The sequence below is a fragment of the Streptomyces deccanensis genome (assembly GCF_022385335.1).
GTDB lineage: Bacteria > Actinomycetota > Actinomycetes > Streptomycetales > Streptomycetaceae > Streptomyces > Streptomyces deccanensis.
In genome coordinates, this window is sequence record NZ_CP092431.1 from 1,000,443 (window position 1) to 1,018,089 (window position 17,647).

The 17,647-nt window shown below is 73.1% G+C and carries 12 protein-coding genes; 2 read left to right on the forward strand and 10 right to left on the reverse strand.

The features are described 5' to 3' along the window. Positions 1 to 16 precede the first annotated feature (16 nt). Complete coding sequence (ligA, locus tag L3078_RS04665; protein WP_239750981.1) at positions 17 to 2,110, forward strand: NAD-dependent DNA ligase LigA; 2,094 nt, start codon at positions 17 to 19, stop codon at positions 2,108 to 2,110. A gap of 6 nt (positions 2,111 to 2,116) precedes the next feature. Here the strand turns inward: ligA and L3078_RS04670 are convergent, their stop codons facing one another. From L3078_RS04670 to L3078_RS04715, 10 genes are all read right to left on the reverse strand, one after another. Beyond that, positions 2,117 to 3,346, reverse strand: coding sequence for a PP2C family protein-serine/threonine phosphatase (locus L3078_RS04670; protein WP_239750984.1), 1,230 nt, complete (start codon positions 3,344 to 3,346; stop codon positions 2,117 to 2,119). Positions 3,347 to 3,654: 308 nt separating this feature from the next. Beyond that, on the reverse strand, positions 3,655 to 4,461 hold the full coding sequence (locus L3078_RS04675; RefSeq protein ID WP_239750986.1) for an endo alpha-1,4 polygalactosaminidase: 807 nt from the start codon (positions 4,459 to 4,461) through the stop codon (positions 3,655 to 3,657). Beyond that, a complete protein-coding gene (locus tag L3078_RS04680) occupies positions 4,458 to 5,120 on the reverse strand; it encodes a spherulation-specific family 4 protein (protein WP_239750989.1) in 663 nt (220 codons plus the stop codon). Before L3078_RS04680 ends, L3078_RS04675 begins: the two co-directional genes overlap by 4 nt. Further along, the gene (locus L3078_RS04685) at positions 5,117 to 6,244 is read right to left on the reverse strand and encodes an SDR family oxidoreductase (protein WP_239750992.1); all 1,128 of its coding nucleotides are present in this window, start codon (positions 6,242 to 6,244) and stop codon (positions 5,117 to 5,119) included. Before L3078_RS04685 ends, L3078_RS04680 begins: the two co-directional genes overlap by 4 nt. Positions 6,245 to 6,251: 7 nt before the next feature. Then, positions 6,252 to 6,965, reverse strand: coding sequence for a nucleotidyltransferase family protein (locus tag L3078_RS04690; protein ID WP_239750994.1), 714 nt, complete (start codon positions 6,963 to 6,965; stop codon positions 6,252 to 6,254). Between the two features lie 40 nt (positions 6,966 to 7,005). Next, complete coding sequence (locus L3078_RS04695) at positions 7,006 to 8,007, reverse strand: GDP-mannose 4,6-dehydratase (RefSeq protein WP_239750996.1); 1,002 nt, start codon at positions 8,005 to 8,007, stop codon at positions 7,006 to 7,008. A gap of 76 nt (positions 8,008 to 8,083) precedes the next feature. Further along, a complete protein-coding gene (locus L3078_RS04700; protein ID WP_239750998.1) occupies positions 8,084 to 9,502 on the reverse strand; it encodes a hypothetical protein in 1,419 nt (472 codons plus the stop codon). Next, complete coding sequence (pelF, locus tag L3078_RS04705) at positions 9,499 to 11,007, reverse strand: GT4 family glycosyltransferase PelF (RefSeq protein WP_239751001.1); 1,509 nt, start codon at positions 11,005 to 11,007, stop codon at positions 9,499 to 9,501. The genes L3078_RS04700 and pelF overlap by 4 nt, the downstream gene beginning before the upstream one ends. A gap of 94 nt (positions 11,008 to 11,101) precedes the next feature. After that, positions 11,102 to 13,291 (reverse strand): hypothetical protein, encoded by a 2,190-nt coding sequence (locus tag L3078_RS04710; protein WP_239751003.1) that lies wholly within the window; start codon positions 13,289 to 13,291, stop codon positions 11,102 to 11,104. 409 nt (positions 13,292 to 13,700) lie between these two features. Next, positions 13,701 to 14,228, reverse strand: a complete 528-nt coding sequence (locus L3078_RS04715; protein WP_239751005.1) for a hypothetical protein — start codon at positions 14,226 to 14,228, stop codon at positions 13,701 to 13,703. 527 nt (positions 14,229 to 14,755) lie between these two features. Here L3078_RS04715 and L3078_RS04720 point away from each other — a divergent pair. After that, positions 14,756 to 17,602, forward strand: a complete 2,847-nt coding sequence (locus L3078_RS04720; protein WP_468164485.1) for a M4 family metallopeptidase — start codon at positions 14,756 to 14,758, stop codon at positions 17,600 to 17,602. Positions 17,603 to 17,647: the final 45 nt, after the last annotated feature.

Consider the following 17,647-nt stretch of genomic DNA (forward strand, 5'->3'; position numbering starts at 1 on the left):
GCGGCAGGATGGGGGCATGACGACATCAGCTGCAGTGATCGTGGATGCCGCCGCCTACGCACAGGCCGTCGAGGACGCGGTGCGGGCCTCGGCCGCCTACTACACCGGGGGCACGTCGGCGCTGGACGACGACACCTACGACCGGCTCGTGCGCGGCATCGCGGCATGGGAGGCCGAGCATCCCGACGGGATACTGCCCGACTCCCCCACCGGCAAGGTCGCCGGTGGCGCGGTCGAGGGGGACGTGCCGCACACGGTGGCGATGCTGAGCCTGGACAACGTGTTCTCGGGCGAGGAGTTCACCGCGTGGACGGCGTCGCTGGCCCGCCGGATCGGGCACGACGTGGAGCGGTTCAGCGTGGAGCCCAAGCTCGACGGGCTCGCGGTCGCCGCGCGCTACACCCAGGGACGGCTCACGCGGTTGATCACCCGGGGCGACGGGACGGCCGGGGAGGACGTCTCGCACGCCATCGGCACCATCGAGGGGCTGCCCGGCGAGCTGGCCGAGCCGGTGACGGTGGAGGTGCGGGGCGAAGTCCTCATGACCACCGCCCAGTTCGAGCACGCCAACGAGATACGCACCGAGCACGGCGGGCAGCCGTTCGCGAACCCGCGCAACGCCGCGGCGGGCACCCTGCGCGCCAAGGAGCGTGCCTACACCGTGCCGATGACGTTCTTCGGGTACGGGCTGCTGCCCCTCCCGGGCACGGAGACCGCCGACGCCACCCGGCTCGCCGAAGTCGCCCACAGCGAACTGATGGCCCGCGCCGCCGAGCTGGGCGTCAACACCACCGCGAGTACGGCCGTGCCCGGCGTCACCGCCGGTTCCGTCGACGAGGTCCTCGCCCGGGTGAAGGAGATCGCCGAGCTGCGGGCCGAACTGCCGTTCGGGATCGACGGGATCGTCGTCAAGGCCGACCTGGCCGCCGACCAGCAGGCCGCCGGGTCCGGCTCCCGCGCCCCGCGCTGGGCGATCGCCTACAAGCTGCCCGCCGTCGAGAAGATCACGCGGCTGCTGGAGGTGCAGTGGAACGTCGGCCGCACCGGCATCATCGCGCCGCGCGGCGTGCTGGAGCCCGTCGAGATCGACGGCTCCACCATCACGTACGCCACCCTGCACAACCCGGCCGACATCACCCGCCGTGACCTGCGGCTGGGCGACCACGTCATGGTGCACCGCGCCGGAGACGTGATCCCGCGCGTGGAGGCGCCCGTCGCCCATCTGCGCACCGGCGACGAGCAGCCGATCGTCTTCCCCGAGGTGTGCCCGAGATGCGGCTCCGGCATCGACACCGGCGAACAGCGCTGGCGCTGCGAGAACGGCCGCAACTGCCACCTGGTGGCGTCCCTGTCCTACGCCGTCGGCCGCGACCAGCTCGATGTGGAAGGGCTGGGGCACACCCGGGTCGTCCAGCTCGTCGAGGCGGGCCTGGTCGCCGACCTCGCTGATCTGTTCACCCTCACCCGGGAGCAGCTCCTCGGGCTGGAACGCATGGGGGAGACCAGCACCGACAATCTCCTCGCCGCGCTGGACACGGCCAAGGGGCGGCCGTTGTCGCGGGTGCTGTGCGCGCTGGGGGTGCGGGGCACCGGACGTTCCATGTCCCGCCGTATCGCCCGGTACTTCGCCACCATGGACAACCTCCGGGCGGCGGACGCCGAGGCGATCCAGCGGGTCGAGGGCATCGGCACCGAGAAGGCCCCGTCGATCGTGGCCGAGCTCGCCGAACTGGCCCCGCTCATCGACAAGCTCGTGGCGGCCGGGGTGAACATGACCGAGCCGGGCGCCACGCCTCCCGCGCCGGCCGACGAGAACCCCGCCGACGCCGAGGAGGGCTCCGAGGCCGTGGGCGGGCCGCTCGCCGGGATGGCCGTGGTGGTCACGGGCGCGATGACCGGCGTCCTGGAGAAGCTCAGCCGCAACCAGATGAACGAACTCATCGAACGGGCCGGAGGGCGGGCCTCCTCCAGCGTCTCCAAGAAGACGTCCCTGGTCGTCGCGGGGGAGAACGCCGGCTCCAAGCGCGCCAAGGCCGAGACGCTGGGCATCCGCCTGGCCGACCCGGACGAGTTCGCCGCACTGGTGGCCGACTTCCTCACCGCCGAATGATCACGCTCACAGCCGAATGATCACGAGGGCCGTGTCGTCGGTGGCGCGGCCGTGGTGGAGGAGGTCGAGGAGGAGGGCGTCGGCGAGGAGCTCGGGGGTGGAGCGGCGATGACGGGTCAGCGCTTCGGCGAGGCGGCCGAGACTGACGTCGATGTCCTCGTCGCGGCGCTCGATCAGACCGTCCGTGTAGAGGACCAGCGTGTCGCCCTCGGTGAAGTCGAGGGTGGCCTCGGGGCGGGGGGTGTGTTCGGGTCGGGCGCCGAGCGGCGGGTCGGTGGCGCCGTCGAGGAAGGCGACCGTGCCGTCGCGGCACAGCAGAGCGGGCGGCAGATGGCCGGCGCTGCTGTAGGTGATGGTGTGGGTGTCCCAGTCGACGCAGGTCTGCACGGCGGTGGTGTTCTCGGCGCCGTCGACGGAGCGGGCGTACAGGCCGAGCGCGTCCAGCGCCTGGGCGGGGCCGTCGGCCACCAGGGACGCCGCGCTCAGCGCACTGCGGAGCTTGCCCATGACGCAGGCGGCGGCCAGGCCGTGACCGACCACGTCACCGACGGCGATCCCGATGCGGTCGACGCCCTCCAGGTCGACCAGGTCGTACCAGTCGCCGCACACGTTCAGCGCGTCCGTCGCCGGCTGGTAGCGGACGGCGACGCGATGGTGTCCGATCGGGTTGGGCGCGGGCAGCATCGCCTTCTGCAGGGCGAGCGCGACCTCCCGTTCGTGGGCGTGCGCCTCGCGCAGCCGTTCGTTGACCTCCTGCAGCTCGCGGGCGCGGGTGTAGAGCTCGGCCTCCATGACGCGGTCGCGGTCACCGGGGGCGCGCTCGCGGGCCCGGATCAGTTCGGTGACCTCCTCCACCTTGTGGATCAGCAGGACCACCTTCCCGTCGGGGCCGAGGATCGGCGCGTTCACGGGGCTCCAGTACCGCTCCTCCCACTCCCCCGGCTGCTGCGCCGACTCCACGTCGTAGCGCTGCAGCGCCATCGCGTCCCGCTCTCCGGTCTCCACCACGCGGTTCAGGGAGGCCGCCAGGTTCCGCATCCCGTTGGCGGACGGGTCGTCGGGGTTGTCGGGGAACACGTCGAAGAGGTACCGGCCGATCACCTGCTCGCGGGTGCGGCCCGACATCCGCAGGAACTCCTCGTTCGCGTCCGCGTACACCAGCTCGGGTGTCAGCAGCGCCACCATGCCCGGCAGTGCCTGGAACACCGCCGCGTAGTCGATCGCCGTATCCGCCATGGTCGCCGCCTCAGCGTCCGTCGCCTGCCTGTGATCTCCACCATAGGAGCCGCGAGCCCCCCGAGCGCGGTCCCGTCCCCAGGAAAACAGCCAGGTCACGCACGGTCGTGGGGAGGAGAACACAGCGTCGCGGGCCTGCTGGGATCCGCCGGGGAGGTCGGGGGGCGGTGCGCGGGAGGGGCCGGTGGCAATGTCCGCGTGCCGGGCGCCCGTGCAAGGTCACGCAGGGTGAAAAGGTCGTCACGGGAGTCGGAGTCGCCGCCCGGTCTCGCCATGGCGAGACCGGGCGGCCTCGCCACGGCGTCGCCTCAGCAGGGCTGTCGCCACACGCCCAGCTCCAGTCGTTTGACCATCGACGAGAGCTTCAGCCGGCGGGACTCCGCGCAGAAGCTGCTCCTTGGTTCGGTGTACTCCACGTGGAACACGGCCTTGCCGGCCTCGATGAAGGGCGAGAGCCGCGCGCATTCGTCGTACTGGGCGCACTCCTCGTTGACCGCGAAGTCGAAGTCGGCGAGCAGCTCGGGGATCTGCGCCAGGTCGTTCTTCAGGCCCACCGCGAGGCCCCGCTCGTGGGCGATGTCCGCGATCATGCGGTTGTAGGTCAGCTGGTCCCGTGCGGTGAGCGGGAAGCCGGTGTCGTCGGCGTAGCCCTCCACCAGATCGGGCTCCACCGCGTCGAAGCCCTTGTCGCGGCACATGTCGAAGCGGCGTTCCATCAGGGGCCGCAGGACGTCCAACTGCCGTATGTCCAGCCAGCGTTCGCCCGCCCAGCCGTTCTCCTCGCCGAGGAGGGAGCGCGGGAAGTCCGCCTTGTCGGGCCGGAAGTCCTCCCAGGCGCCGACGTTGACATAGCAGATGACCTTGCGGCCGTCCCGGTGCAGCCGGGCCACGTCCTTCGCGGAGTTCTCGAAGCCGTCGATGTCGTAGACGGGCACGTCCGCCGAGGGGTCGACCCTGCCGTCCAGCTGCCACTGCCAGGCGAGACCGGGACGGGGTTTCCAACGCGGCCCGGACGTGGAACCGGGATCCGGGTCGGAGGCGCCGCCGCAGCCCGCGAGGGTCGAGGCCACCAGGGCGGCCAGCAGCGCCACGTACGCGGACGTCGGCCTCCTCATCGCTCCGTCCCGGTGAGCGCGGGCGTCAACTGGGCCCAGGGGTTGGGCGGTTCGCCGGTCACCGGGCCGCAGACGGCGGCGCCCCGGTCGTGTGCGGTGCGCACGGCGAGCGGTACGAGCGCCTCGGGGACGCCGTAGACGAGGTGGCAGAGCCGCTCGGGCGGGTGGCGCTCGGCCCAGGCGGGTCTGCTGAACGCCGACACGTACGTCGACCAGTGGCCCTCGAAGGTGACGGTCAGGTCGGCGAGGCGGGCGTACCCCGGGGCCGGGTGGACGCCGGGGTTGAGGACGACGGTGGCGGCGCCCAGTCGGCGGACGGCCCGGACGAGGCTGCGGCAGGCGGGCAGGCCGTCCGGGGTGGCGGTCACCTGGTCGAGGAAGCAGCCGTCGGCCGCGTACCACTCCTGGTGACGGCGTACGTCGTCGGCGATCTCGGCGCGGTCGCGCACGCCGTAGTCGGTGTCGACATAGCCGAGCAGCCGGGCCCCGGCCGCGCGCAGCGCCCCGGCCGCCGCGGTGAACGCGGGGTCGGGGACGTCGCCGGGGCCGTTCGCCGGGTTGAGGACGACGGCGTAGGTACGGGGCGCCGCGCTGATCAGGCGGTGCCAGGCGCCCGGGTCCTCGGCCGGGTGGACGTACAGCGGGATCAGCAGGCTCACGGCGTACGGACACCTTTCTCGCCGCCCCCGCGTTCCCCGGCGCACTCCGGTTCGCCTACGGCCTTGTGTTCCCCGCCGCCGTTCGGCACGCCGACATCCTTGTGCCCCCCGCCGCCTCCGCCGCTCTCCCAGAGTGCGGTGAGCGCGTCGTCCAGGCTGTGGGCCGGCCGCCAGCCGAGGGCCGCCTCGGCGGCGGTGACATCGGAACACTGCCACGACACATCCGCCGACCGGACCGACCCGCCCGCCCGGTCCCCACCGGCCCCCCGCCCGGCCGCGACCGCGTCCGGGCCCGCGCCCCCACCCGTGCCCCCGTCCCCCGAAGCCCGCGCATCCGACGCCCTCGTCGCCGACGCCCTCGTCCCCGTCGCGTTCTCCGTGATCCGTCCTCGGAAGCCCGCCTTGTCGGTCAGGAGGTGGACCATCTCGCGGACCGGGACGGCGTGGCCGCCGGAGATATTGAGGACGGGCGGCAGGGGGCCGGGGGCCGTGGCGGCGAGGACGACCGCTCGAGTGACGTCGCGGACGTCGACGAAGTCGCGGTACGCGGAGAGGTCGCCGAGTGGGAGAACGGCCTCGGGGTCCCGGCCCGCGGTGCGGAGCAGGGCGGCGATACGGCCGGGGAGGCTGGTGGGCGGCGCCCCGGGGCCGACGGGGTTGCCGACCCGCAGGACCACCGCGTCCAGGCCGGACGTGGTGACGGCGACCGTGCCCGCGAGCTTGGTCGCGCCGTAGGGGGCGAGCGGACGCGTGGCCGCCGCCTCGGTCACCCGGACGTCCTGGACGCCGGGCCCGTACTCGGCGGCCGAGCCCAGGTGCACCAGCCGTGCGCCGGGGGCGGCCTCCCGGAGCGCCGCGCACAGGACGGCGGGGCCCCGGGCGTTGACCTCGGCGAGGGTGACGGGGTCGCCGCCGGTCGCGCCCGCGCAGTTGACCACGGTGTCGGGCGCGGCCGACGCCAGCGTCTTCGCCAGTTCCGCGGGGCGGACGGTGGCGAGGTCGACGGCGTGGTCGGCGGTGGGCGCCCGGCCGCCGCCGAGGACCAGCGCGCCCGGCAGGGCCCGCAGCCCCTCGACGACTTGGGTGCCCAGATAGCCGGTGAAGCCCAGGACGAGAATGCGCATGGGGTGCTCAGGCTCCCTTGAGCAGAAGCGACTTGCGGGTGGTGAACTCGGCGTTGGCCCGGTCGTAGTCGTCCGGGCGCCCTATGTCCAGCCAGTATCCGTCGAAGTCGTAGGCGTGCGGCTGGTTCTGAGCCCTGATCAGGTCGAGGACCAACTCGTCGAAGCCCAGCGGCAGTCCGGGGGTGTAGCCCTCCAGGGTGGAGCGGGACACGCCGTAGACGCCCATGGAGACGCGGTAGTCCATGCTCGGCTTCTCGGTGAAGGCGACGACCTTGCTGTCGTCGGTGGTCAGGACACCGAAGTCGATGTGGACCTTGCGGGCGTAGGTGGCGATGGTGAGCGGCGCCCCGGACTCCCGGTGCCGGCGCAGGACGTCGGCGTAGTCGAGGTCGGTGAGGATGTCGCCGTTCATCACGAGGAACGACTCGGGCAGCTTCTCGCGCAGGTTGAGCAGCGGCCCCATGGTGCCCAGCGGGCTCTCCTCGGGGGCGTAGTCGACGGTCAGGTCCCACTGGGAGCCGTCGCCGACGTAGGCACGGATGATCTCGCCGAGGTGGCCGATGGCGAGGGTGACATGGGTGAAGCCGGCCGTGGAGAGCTGGCGCAGCACGATCTCCAGGATGGCGTGCTGGTCGCCGATGGGGACGAGCGGTTTCGGCAGCGCGGTCGTGTAGGGCCGCAGCCGGACGCCCTTGCCTCCCGCCAGGATCACTGCGTGCATGGTGCTCCTCCTTGGTCGATGTGCTTCTGCCGGACGGGAGTCAGATGTTGTAGATGCCGGTCTTGTAGCGGGCGAGGTTGGCCGGGTCGCGGAAGAACTCCACGGTGTGCGCGAGGCCTTGTTCCAGGGTGTGGGCGGGCTGCCAGCCGGTGGCGGCGGTCAGCCGGCTCGCGTCCGCGACGAGCCGCATCACCTCGGAGTTGGCGGGCCGGATACGGGCCTCGTCCTCGCGGACGTCGAGTTCGCTGTCCATGACCTTGCCGATCAGTGCGACGAGGTCACCGATGGAGATCTCGCCGCCGGTGCCGGCGTTGAAGGTGCGGCCCACGACCTGTTCGGCGGGTGCGGTGCCGACGGTCAGGAACGCCTGCGCGGTGTCCTTGACGAAGGTGAAGTCCCGGGTGGGGCGCAGATCGCCGAGGGTGATGGTCCGCTCCCCCGCCGCGACCTGGCCAATGACGGTGGGGATCACCGCGCGCATCGACTGGCGGGGCCCGAAGGTGTTGAAGGGTCTCAGGGTGACGACGGGGGTGTCGAAGCTCGCGTGGTAGCTGTCGGCGAGCCGGTCGCCGCCGGCCTTCGAGGCGGCGTACGGGGACTGGGTGTTGATGGGGTGGTCCTCGGTGATCGGCACGGTCCGGGCGGTGCCGTAGGTCTCGCTGGTGGAGGTGTGGACCAGGCGGGGTGTGCCGAGGGCTCGGACGGCCTCCAGGACGTTGAGGGTGCCGGTGACGTTGGTGTCCACGTAGCTGTGGGGTGCCTGGTACGAGTACGGGATCGCGATGAGCGCGGCCAGGTGGTAGGCGGTGTCGGCGCCGTCGAGGAGGCCGCGGACCGATCCGGGGTCGCGGACGTCGCCGAGGACGATGTCGACGTGGTCCAGGACGTCCGGGTGCAGGGTCTCCAGCCAGCCGTAGGAGGAGAAGGAGTTGTACTGGGCCATGGCCCGGACCCGGTGTCCGGAGGCGACGAGCGCCTCGGTCAGATGGGAGCCGATGAAGCCCTCGGCTCCGGTGACGGCGGCGAGCGGTGCGGAGGTCAACTGGTGTGTCCTTCCGGTTGGTTGTGTGGGGGGTGGCGCGTGGGGGGCGGTGCGGTGGTCGGGGGTGGGCACGGGCTCAGGCGTGCGGGGCGGGCCGGCCGAGGAGCCGCAGCGCGCACGCCGACAGACAGAGCGCGGCGGCGGCGCAGCACAGTGGCAGCGCCAGGTCGCCCGGTGGCAGGCGCAACAGGGTGACCGTCCCGGCGCCGCAGGCCGCCGCGAGGCAGATCGCGGCCGACGGCCAGGCCGCTCCGAAGGCCTGCAGCAGCAGCGCGATCCACAGGACGGCGGCGAGCAGCAGCAGTGGGGCGGGGGCGGCGTCGGTGAGCAGGGCCGCGGGCAGCAGCGGCAGCAGGTAGGCGAGCAGGCAGAGGCCGAGGATCCCGGCCGAGCGCAGCAGGAAACCGGCGGGGGTGGCGACGGCGCGCAGCGCGGCGACGGACAGTCCCCGGTAGCGGTAGAGCAGCCATTCCGCCGGGCCCATGCTCACCGTCAGCACGATCACCGCGTACGGCTCCTGCCGGCCCTCCAGCAGCACCAGCACACCGGCGGCCAGGCCGAAGAGGCCGTACGGCAGGGACCACAGCAGGCGGGGTCGGCGGGCGTCCGGGACGGCCGGGGCGGCGAGGGTGTCCCGCAGGCTCCGGCCGGTGACGGCGAGGGTGGCGAGCAGCGCGAGGAGGGGCAGTCCGGCGCGGAGCCAGGGGCCCGGTTCCCACCAGGGCAGGACGGCGGCGCCGACGACCAACGGGCTGAGCGCGGCGAGGAGTTGGCGCTCCCGGCCGAGGACCAGCAGGACGCCGGCCGCGCCCAGGTACAGGGACTGGGCGGCCGCCACCAGGGTCACCGGGCCGCCGCCCGCGGGCAGTGCCGCGATCGCCGTGGCGACGAGCGCTCCGGCGGGGGCGCCGGTCAGGAGCGTACGGCCCGCTTCGTGCCGCCCGGTCGCCAGCCGCAGGTGGGCCCGGTGGCCGAGGGCCTGGCCCCAGGCCCAGGAGACGAGTCCGGCGACGACGAGGGCGGGGGCGTGGGCGCCGGGGTTCCACAGCGGGGCCGTGAGGAGGTAGGCGAGGCCGGGCAGGGCGAAGAGGACGCCGCGCAGCAGGCAGCGCACCGTGTCCGGGCGCCAGGGGTCGGCGCCCCGCGCGGGTTCGGGGAACGTCCTCGGCACCTGTGCGTACAGCGCCGAGGCCAGCGAGAACAGGTTGGGGTGACCGTAGCGTTCCTTGATGAGGGTCGCGGACAGGCCCTCCGCCTCCAGCAGGGCGGCCACTTCGTAGGGGTGGACGGCCGGGCCGACGCGGTCGGCGAGTTCGGCGGCGAGTTCGCTCACGGCCTCCTCGTCCGGGCCCCGGCGCGGGAGCCTGATGGTGAGGGTGGTGTCGTCGCCGACGGCCCAGCTGGGGCGGCGGCGCGGGCGGCGGCGGTCGGCCAGCCGGATGGCGAGGGTGTCCTGTTCGGCGCCGCCGGGTTCGAGTGACAGGGGGCCGCTCATCCGGCCACCGTGCCGACCGGGGCGGGTGTCCGCGCCGGGACCTCGACGGTCGTCGACCGCCTTTCCCGGGTGGGGAGTTCGAGGTAGATGGAGCGGAAGGTGTCGATGGTCTGGCGGAGGGTGAACTGTTCGATCACCCGGAGCCGGGCCGCCTCCCCCATGGCCCTGCGGCGTGCCGGGTCGCCCAGCAGGTCGAGCGCGGCCCGCGCCATCGCCTCCGGGTCGCGCGGCGGCACCACGAGCCCGGTGTCGCCGACGGCCTCGCGCACGCCCCCCACGTCGGTGGAGACGGTGGCCCGCCCGCACGACATGGCCTCGATGAGGGTGAACGGGAAGCCCTCGCTGATGCTGGAGAGCATCACGACGTTGCCGGCCGCGTAGGCGTCCTTGATGTCGTCGACCCGGCCTTCGAAGGTGACGGCGTCGCCGTGGCCCAGCTCGGCGGCGAGGGCCTCGCAGCGTTCCCGGTAGGCCTCGCCGCCGCGCGGCGTGCCGCCGAACAACCGCAGCCGTGTGTGCGGGAGTCGGGCCCGGACCAGCGCGAAGGCGCGGATGAGGGTCTCCAGGTCCTTGATGGGGTCGACGCGGCCCGCCCAGCTGAGGGTGAGCGTCTCCGGCTCGGGCCCGGCGGGCGGGAACGCGGCGGGGTCGACGCCGTTGTAGACCGTACGGATCGACTCGGGGTCGGCGCCGCCCTGCTCCTCCCAGAGCCGGTTGTAGCGGTTGCCTGGGGTGATCAGGGCGGCCCTGCGGTAGGTCTCCTCGGCGAGAAGGCGGAAGAACCCGAGGACGACCGCCTTCACCGGCCAGCGGTAGGGGGCGGTGCGGTAGCCGAGGTAGCGCTCGCGCAGATAGACGCCGTGTTCGGTCAACAGCAGCGGTACGCCGTGCCGTTCGAGGGCGGCGAGGCCCGGGAGGACGGCGACGCCGCCGCTGACCGCGTGGGCGACACCGGTCTCGGGCGTCGGTGCGGCGAGCGGGCGCAGGGCGTGTTCGAGCAGGGAGGTCGCGGTGAGCGCGTCGTGCAGGGTGGGCCGGGCCTCGCGGACGGCGAGGCCGGGGCGGTTCCAGACGGCGGCCAGCTGGGCGATCGCCCGGTCCGAGCGCAGGAAGGGGCTGAGGGTGCCGTCCGCGGCGGCCCGGGCCAGCTCGTACAGGGCGGGGGCGAAGCCGTCCTCGGCGCCCGGGTCGAGCAGGGCGGTGAGGAACCGTTCGTAGGCGGTGGTGAGTCGGTGGCGGGCTCGGCCCCGGGGCGCGCGGCCCTCGGGCGGGTCGCCCCACATGGGGACGGACAGCACACGGGAGACATGGGCGGGCAGGTCCCAGACGAGGGGTTCGCGTCCGGTGCCGGTGACGGCGATGACGTCGAAGTCGAGGTCGGGCATGCCCTGGACGAGTTGGTCGCACCAGACGCTGACGCCGCCGTGACTGTGGGGATAGGTGCCTTCGGTGAGGAGAGTGACGCGCGCCGCGCCGAGTCGGCGCGCGTCGTGGGGATCGGGCATCGGTGTGCTCCACGGCCGTGGTGTGGGGTGGTTCCGGCCGGTCCCGGCGCGCGGATGACGCGGCCGGGACGGCTCGATGGGCGGGTGCCGCAGGTCAGTCGTCCGCGGTGTCCGTGCCTGCGGAGTCGGTGTCCGCGGTGTCCGTGCCCGCGGAGTCGGTGTCCGCGGTGTACGGCACTCTGTCGCTCACGCCCGCGGGGACGCGGGTGTCCGGCGCGGGGGCCGTGGCGTCGCCCGGCCCGGTGGCGCCGACGGCCGAGGGGGCGGCGGGCGTGGGCAGGGCGAGGGTGAGGGGGGCGCCCGTGGAGGGGGTCCAGCCGGAGACCGCGCCGGCGTAGGCGTCGCCGAAGGCGGAGCCGGCGAGGGTGGTGCCGGTGGGCGCGGTGACGGTGACCGCGAGGCCGTCCGGTGCCTCGACGGTGACGGTGTCGCCGATGCGGTGGGCGGTGACCTCGCCGGACCGGAGGGCGGCCTGCCAGGCGGCCCTGCGCCGGAGTTCGGCGCCGATGTCCTTCATCCGCGGGTTGACCACGGGCGTGTTCTCGGCGAACAGGGCCGCGTAGGCGTCGAGGACGCCGTCGAGCACCGGGTAGGCGATGCGGTCCTCGGCCAGGTTCGACTGGTGGATGAAGTGCGGTTTCGGATCGTTCGCGAGGACGTGGCCGAGGGCGATCCGCTTCTCCAGCGGCACGATGACCTCTTCGTAGCCGGTGGCCGTGTCCAGCGGTGCCGTGAGGCAGGTGGTGGTGGCCGGGTTGTCCTCGCAGATGCCGCTGCCGCCCTGGGCGCGGTCGGTGTAGATCCAGTTGTACTCGTCGACCTGTTCGGCGGCGCGGCCCGCGTTGTAGAAGACGTTCATCGGGTAGCGGGGGACGGTGGTGGCGGGGCCGACCTGACGCTGGGCGGGCTCGCGGGAGTTGTCGGAGCCGAGCCAGGCGATGTCGTTGTCGTCGAGGGCGAGCGCCAGGTTGGGGTTGTCCTCGGGCTGTTGCGGCAGCACCTTCATGCCGGAGTGCTCGCCGGTGACCAACTCGTCGTTCTCCAGCGGGAGTCCGGCCCTCTCGCCCCAGACGCGGTTGGTGGCGATCTCGTCGGAGATGTCGTCGCGGCTCACCCACCGGGTGGAGCCGTCGGCTTCGGTCGCGCATTTCCAGGGGACCACGCTGGTGTCCTGGACGCAGCCGAGGAAGGGGTGCGAGTAGGTGTGGTTGATCCAGCGGAACCGGTCGCGCTCCGCGATGAACTTGTCGGTGAGCGCGTCGTCGCCGTTGTTGTCCTCGCGGTGGTCGACGCTGCCGGCGCCGTTGTAGGCGAGGTCGAGGGTGAATCCCCTCGCCGTCTGCCAGGCGGTGGCGTGGTCGACGTCGTCCGGGGTCATGCGGATGGGGTCGGGCTCGACGTTCGGGTCGGTGCAGTCGACGTCGCCGGGGGTGCAGTTGAGTGCGGTGTTCCAGCGGTCGTCGGCGGCGAAGACGTCGTCGACGTGCACGGCGAAGTAGTTCCGTGAGGCGCCCAGGTGCACCCCGCCGGTCATCCACTCGACGATGCCTCGGGCGAGCAGCCGGAACTGCTGCTGGTACTGGTTGTAGACGAAGGTGACGACGAGCTCGCGCCGTCCGTCGTGCCGGTACTCGCCGACCAGGGTGCCGCGGGTGGACTGGCCGGGGATCGCCGCGTCGACGTAGGAGGTGAAGTCGGCGCCCGCCACCGGTCTGGACAGGTAGGCGTAACTCTCGCCGATGGCGGGGTCGTTGTCCTCGAAGGGCACGGCGCCGTCGAGGTAGCCGAAGGGGCCGGCCTTGCCGGCGTCGGTCACCCGGGCCTCGGCGCCGTCGAGGCCGCCGGAGTAGCCGCCGTACACCGGGTACTGCAGACCTGCCTCTGGACGCGCGTAGGTGTAGGCGTCGACCTGGGGGATCCCGTACGTCCGCTCGTACTCCGCGAGCGCCGTCATCTCGGCGGAGCCGGCCGGGAACGGGTTGTCGTTGGGCAGCACGACCGCCTGGTACTTGGCGCGGGGCCGGCCGTCGACGGTGTCCGCGAGGAAGGCGGCGTCGATCACGGGCCGGTCGGCGCTCGTCAGGTCGATCTCGGTGTAGGGCGTGCCGGCGGTGGTGAGTTCGGCGGCTATCGCGTCGGTGGACGGGCCGCCGTCGCTGACCACCAGGACCCGCAGGTCGACGCGGGGTGTGGTGTCGTCGGCGTGGACCGGTCCGGCCGGCAGGCCGAGCGCGGCGATGAGCGCGCCCACCGTGAGCACGGTGGTGCGTAAGGTCCGCTTCATGCGGTGAAGTCCCCTCCCCGGGCAGGGGTGAGCACGCCTCTCCTGGAGCGGACGCACCCCCTTGCGTGACGCCGGTGTCCCCCTCCAGAACCCAGTCGTCGACGCATCCGTCGCGTCACATAGTGGTGTCTGTGTGTGGCTTTCGTGGTCATGCCGCGAAACATGACGGAAAAGCGCAGGTGTCCAACTGGGCGAACCTGGAACCGAATTGGCCGTTTTCTCATCCGACCCGAACCGGGCGGGGGACGACCGCGAGGGCCCGGCGCGCTGGTCCGGGCCCCGCGGGGCGCGTCGGCGGACGGTTCGGGCCCGCCGGATCGTCCGCCAGTGGTTCAGACCATGACGGAAGCCTGATCGCAGATCATTTCAGGTCACTCCCGTCACGACCGCCCACCCCGTCGCCGGACCGTCAGGCGCAGAGCACCCGCGTCTCGGGCGTGAACACCGGACCACCGCTGACGTTGGTGCTGTCGCTGAACTCGGCGTAGTAGTACGAGTAGAAGCCGATGTTGCCGTTGCAGCCGGAGTCGGCGGCGACCTGGAGCGTCAGCGTGACGGTACGGCTCTGGCCGGGCGGGATCGTGGCGCCGTAGTTGGTGCCGAGGTTGGCGGGGCCGGTCCCGGAGCAGGGGGTGGCGCCGGCGGCCGTGGCGAGGGTGCAGCCGGTGAAGGAGTACTTCAGGTCGGGGCGCTGGTTGGTCAGCCAGGTGGGCTCGATGGTCTGGTAGATGAACCAGACGTCGTAGGTGTGGTTGTTCGTGATCGTCATCGACAGGTCGACCGTGCCGCCGCGCGTGGTGGTCGCACTGCTGGTGGTGAACGTGAGCTCCGCGGGTGCCGCGGCGGCCGCGCTCGCGCCGGGAGCGGTGCCGAACACGGCGAGAACGAGGGCCAGTACGGCGCCGAGGCCGAAGCGTCTCATCAGTGGTGATCGCATGGGCCGGGAGGCTAGGCATCCGGCGGGCGCACCGTCTGCCCCGGCGGACGGCGTCCGACCGCCACCCGGCCGGAAGTGCGCGCCGCGTGAAGGCGATGCGGCGGATCCGTGACGGCCACCCAGGGGCCCGCGTCAGCGCATGGTAACCGTGGTGTGACTGGGGGTGCGGGCGGGGTCGGTGCGGCCGGTTCGGGCGGTGACGCGTACGGGACGGCATTGGCGCGTATCGCACCTGGCGGGCCGCTCCCCCGCCGCCGCGCGGTACGCGGCATCTCGGCCATTCGCCGATTTCCGGCCCCGTTCCCATGGCCGTTCTCCGGCCGCGCGCCGCCCCTGCGGGCAGGGGCCGGAAGTCGTCCGTGGGAACCGCCGTCCCGTTGATGGGTCGGAGCATCGCCTGTTGCATGGCCGTGCCCGGCGGTCGACCACCGCCGGTTTCCGATGCTGGGGCGAATGGGGGCACTGTGGGCCGGTCCGGAGCGAGTTCGGAGAGACGGTCGAGGACATCGGGGGCGCGTCGGTACGGCGTGTCGGGTGCGGCGGCGCTGATCGGCGTCGCCGCACTCGTCGTGTCGGCGGTGCCCGCCGGCGCGGCGACGGGGGCGGCGACACCGCCACCGAGCCCGGGAGAGGTGATACCGGGGCAGCGGACGGCGACACCGGCGCTGGTGGAGGGCCTCGAGGAGCCTGCCCCGGACGCCACGGACGCGGTGGCCGCGGCCCGCGCCCACCTCGCCGAACAGGAGGACCGCTACCGGATCGCGGATCCGCGGCGCGACCTGGAACCGGCGGGCACCCTCACGACGGGCGACGGGCACGAGATCGTACGGCTGCGGCAGGAGCACCGTGGCGTGCCGGTGCTGGGCGGCCAGTACGTCGTACGCATGGAGCGGCGGGACGGCGAACGGGTCGTCACCGGCACGTCCGGCAGGTACTTCACGGGCCTGCGGGCCGACACCACAGCCACCGGGGTGGACGACGCGCTCGCCGTCGAACGGGCTGTCGACGCCGTCCTGTCCGAGCTGCGGGAACGGGACTTCACCGCGTACGAGGAGAACGGCGGGGACGGTGGCGAGGAGGGCGGCGCGGAGGACGGGCATCCGCTCACCGGCACCTCGAACGGCCTGGTCGTCCTGCCCTCCGGCACCGGAGTCCTCACCCGGCACGTCACCGTCCGGGGCGAGAGCCCGGCGGGCGGTGAGCCGGTGCTGCGGGAGGTCTACGTCGACGCCGACGCCGGGTATCCGGTCCTGCAGTACAGCGGGATCAGGACGTTCGGCGCGCCCGGGGCGGCCGCCGAGGGGAACGCGGCCGGGCGGGTGGATGGGGCCGGGCGGGTCGATACGGCCGGGCGGGCCGCCGCCGCGGGCTCCGGCGTCACGCTGGGCGGCCGGACCGTGGGCCTGGAGGTGACCCTGGACGAGATCCGCGGCGCGCATGTCCTGCGCGACACGTCGCGGGTCGACGAGGAGACCGGGCGTCCCGTCCTGTCGACCTGGGACGCGCGCGGCAGGCAGGTCACCGACGTGGCCGGCGTATGGCCCGCGGACATGGGGGAATTCGCCTCGCCCGGCCCGGACTTCGGAGCGGAGGCGACCGAGGCGGGCGCGGTGGACGCGCACTGGGCCGCCGGGCAGGTGTTCGACTGGTTCAAGGGCAAGCAGGGCCGGAACAGCCTCGACGGGCGCGGCATGTCGGTCGACTCCCTCGTGGGCGTGACCGACTACGGGGAGCCGTACGTCAACGCCTTCTGGGACGGCACGAAGATGGTCTACGGCACGGGCGACGCCGAGTACCTCCCGCTCTCCGCCGGGCTGGACGTCGTCGGGCACGAGATGACCCACGGCGTCGTCGACCACTCCGCCGACCTCGTCTACGCGGGTCAGTCGGGCGCCCTGAACGAGGCGTTCGCGGACTACTTCGGCAACGCCATCGAGACGGACGTGTACGGCGTCTCCATGGACGACCCGGACGCCGGACTCCTGGGCGAGCGGCTGTGCCGTACGAAGGCCCCGTCCGAGTGCGCCCTGCGCGACCTGAACGACGGGCGGACCACGGCCAAGTCCTTCCTCGGGGTCGGGTTCGGCACGGACAACGGCGGCGTCCACCTCAACTCCACCATCTTCTCCGGGGCGTTGTGGGACATCCGCGAGGATCTCGGCGCCACGCTCACCGACCGCGTCGTGTACAAGGCGCTCACCGAGTACCTCACCCCCCTCGACGGGTTCACCCAGGGCCGGGACGCGGTGGTCGCCGCCGCCGGGGCCCTCGGGGTGGAGGGGCAGGAACTGAACGCGGTGCGGCGGGCGTTCAACGCCCACGGCATCGTCGCCAACTGGGAACTCGCCCTGGGCGTCGACTCCGACCCGCTGCTGGAACGCGTCAACACCACCGACTCCCGCCTGGGCGCGGGCGGCGACTGGTGGGTGGCCTCCTCCTCGAACGAGGCGGGCACCGAGGCGTACTCCGTGTGGGCCGGGCGCGCCGACGGCTCCGGACGGCTGCGGCTGATGAGCCCCAACGACGGCCGCTACCACGTCGATCCGGCGACCGACGGGAAGACGGTGGTGTGGGCGGCGTACGGTTCCGGTCCCGTGGAGGTCCTCGCGCGGCCGATCGCGGGCGGTCCCGTCCGCAAGCTGTGGTCCGGCCGGGGCGTCGGCCACTCGATCGACGTCGAGGGCGACACGGTGGCCTTCGAGCACCACAACCACGGCGGGCGCCGGGGCGTGACGTATCTGAGCCTGAAGGACCCGGCGGCCAAGGTCTCCGTCGGCGGCGGCACGTATCGCCGGGCGTCGTTCCCGTCGCTGAGCGACGGACGGGTCGTCTACCAGGACTACCGGCGCGTGCGGGCGTCGTACGCGTACTCGACGCGGATCATCGACGTCGCGACCGGTGAGGACACGCTACTGCACGGGTCGGAGGCGACCACGAGCCTCGGCCCGACCGCCGTGAACGGCCGTTACGCCTACTGGCTCGCCAACGAGGTCCGGAACGACGGCAGGACACTGCTGAGGCGCTCCGCCCTGGACGGTTCCGGTGTGGTGGACCTGAGCCCGGAGAGCGGCCCGAACTCCCTCAACGTCTCCGACGTGACGGCGTCCGAGGACACGGTCACCGCGACCGCCCGCACGGGCGACACCGCGATCCGCAACGAGTCCCTCGCCAAACTGTGGCAGTTCCCCGGCGACGCGGGACAGCGCGTCCGTGTGTCCTGCAACCGCGGGGAGCAACTGTCCGCCGCCGCGGCCACCGGCACCCGGGTGATCTGGCTCGACGCCACCACCGGCGTCAGCAGCGTGGTGACACGGGCCCGCCCGACCGGCAGGTGCGAGACCGGGCTGTCGTCGGCCGGGGCGGCCATGCCCTGACCCAGGGGCGAACGGGGGCGGCGCCGGGCCGGCCGGTGGGCGGGC

Bases quoted from the DNA above. Each gene is read 5' to 3' on its own strand.
- ligA (WP_239750981.1), top strand. From the start codon at position 17: ATGACGACATCAGCTGCAGTGATCGTGGATGCCGCCGCCTACGCACAG.
- L3078_RS04670 (WP_239750984.1), bottom strand. From the start codon at position 3,346: ATGGCGGATACGGCGATCGACTACGCGGCGGTGTTCCAGGCACTGCCG.
- L3078_RS04675 (WP_239750986.1), bottom strand. From the start codon at position 4,461: ATGAGGAGGCCGACGTCCGCGTACGTGGCGCTGCTGGCCGCCCTGGTG.
- L3078_RS04685 (WP_239750992.1), bottom strand. From the start codon at position 6,244: ATGCGCATTCTCGTCCTGGGCTTCACCGGCTATCTGGGCACCCAAGTC.
- L3078_RS04690 (WP_239750994.1), bottom strand. From the start codon at position 6,965: ATGCACGCAGTGATCCTGGCGGGAGGCAAGGGCGTCCGGCTGCGGCCC.
- L3078_RS04700 (WP_239750998.1), bottom strand. From the start codon at position 9,502: ATGAGCGGCCCCCTGTCACTCGAACCCGGCGGCGCCGAACAGGACACC.
- pelF (WP_239751001.1), bottom strand. From the start codon at position 11,007: ATGCCCGATCCCCACGACGCGCGCCGACTCGGCGCGGCGCGCGTCACT.
- L3078_RS04710 (WP_239751003.1), bottom strand. From the start codon at position 13,291: ATGAAGCGGACCTTACGCACCACCGTGCTCACGGTGGGCGCGCTCATC.
- L3078_RS04715 (WP_239751005.1), bottom strand. From the start codon at position 14,228: ATGCGATCACCACTGATGAGACGCTTCGGCCTCGGCGCCGTACTGGCC.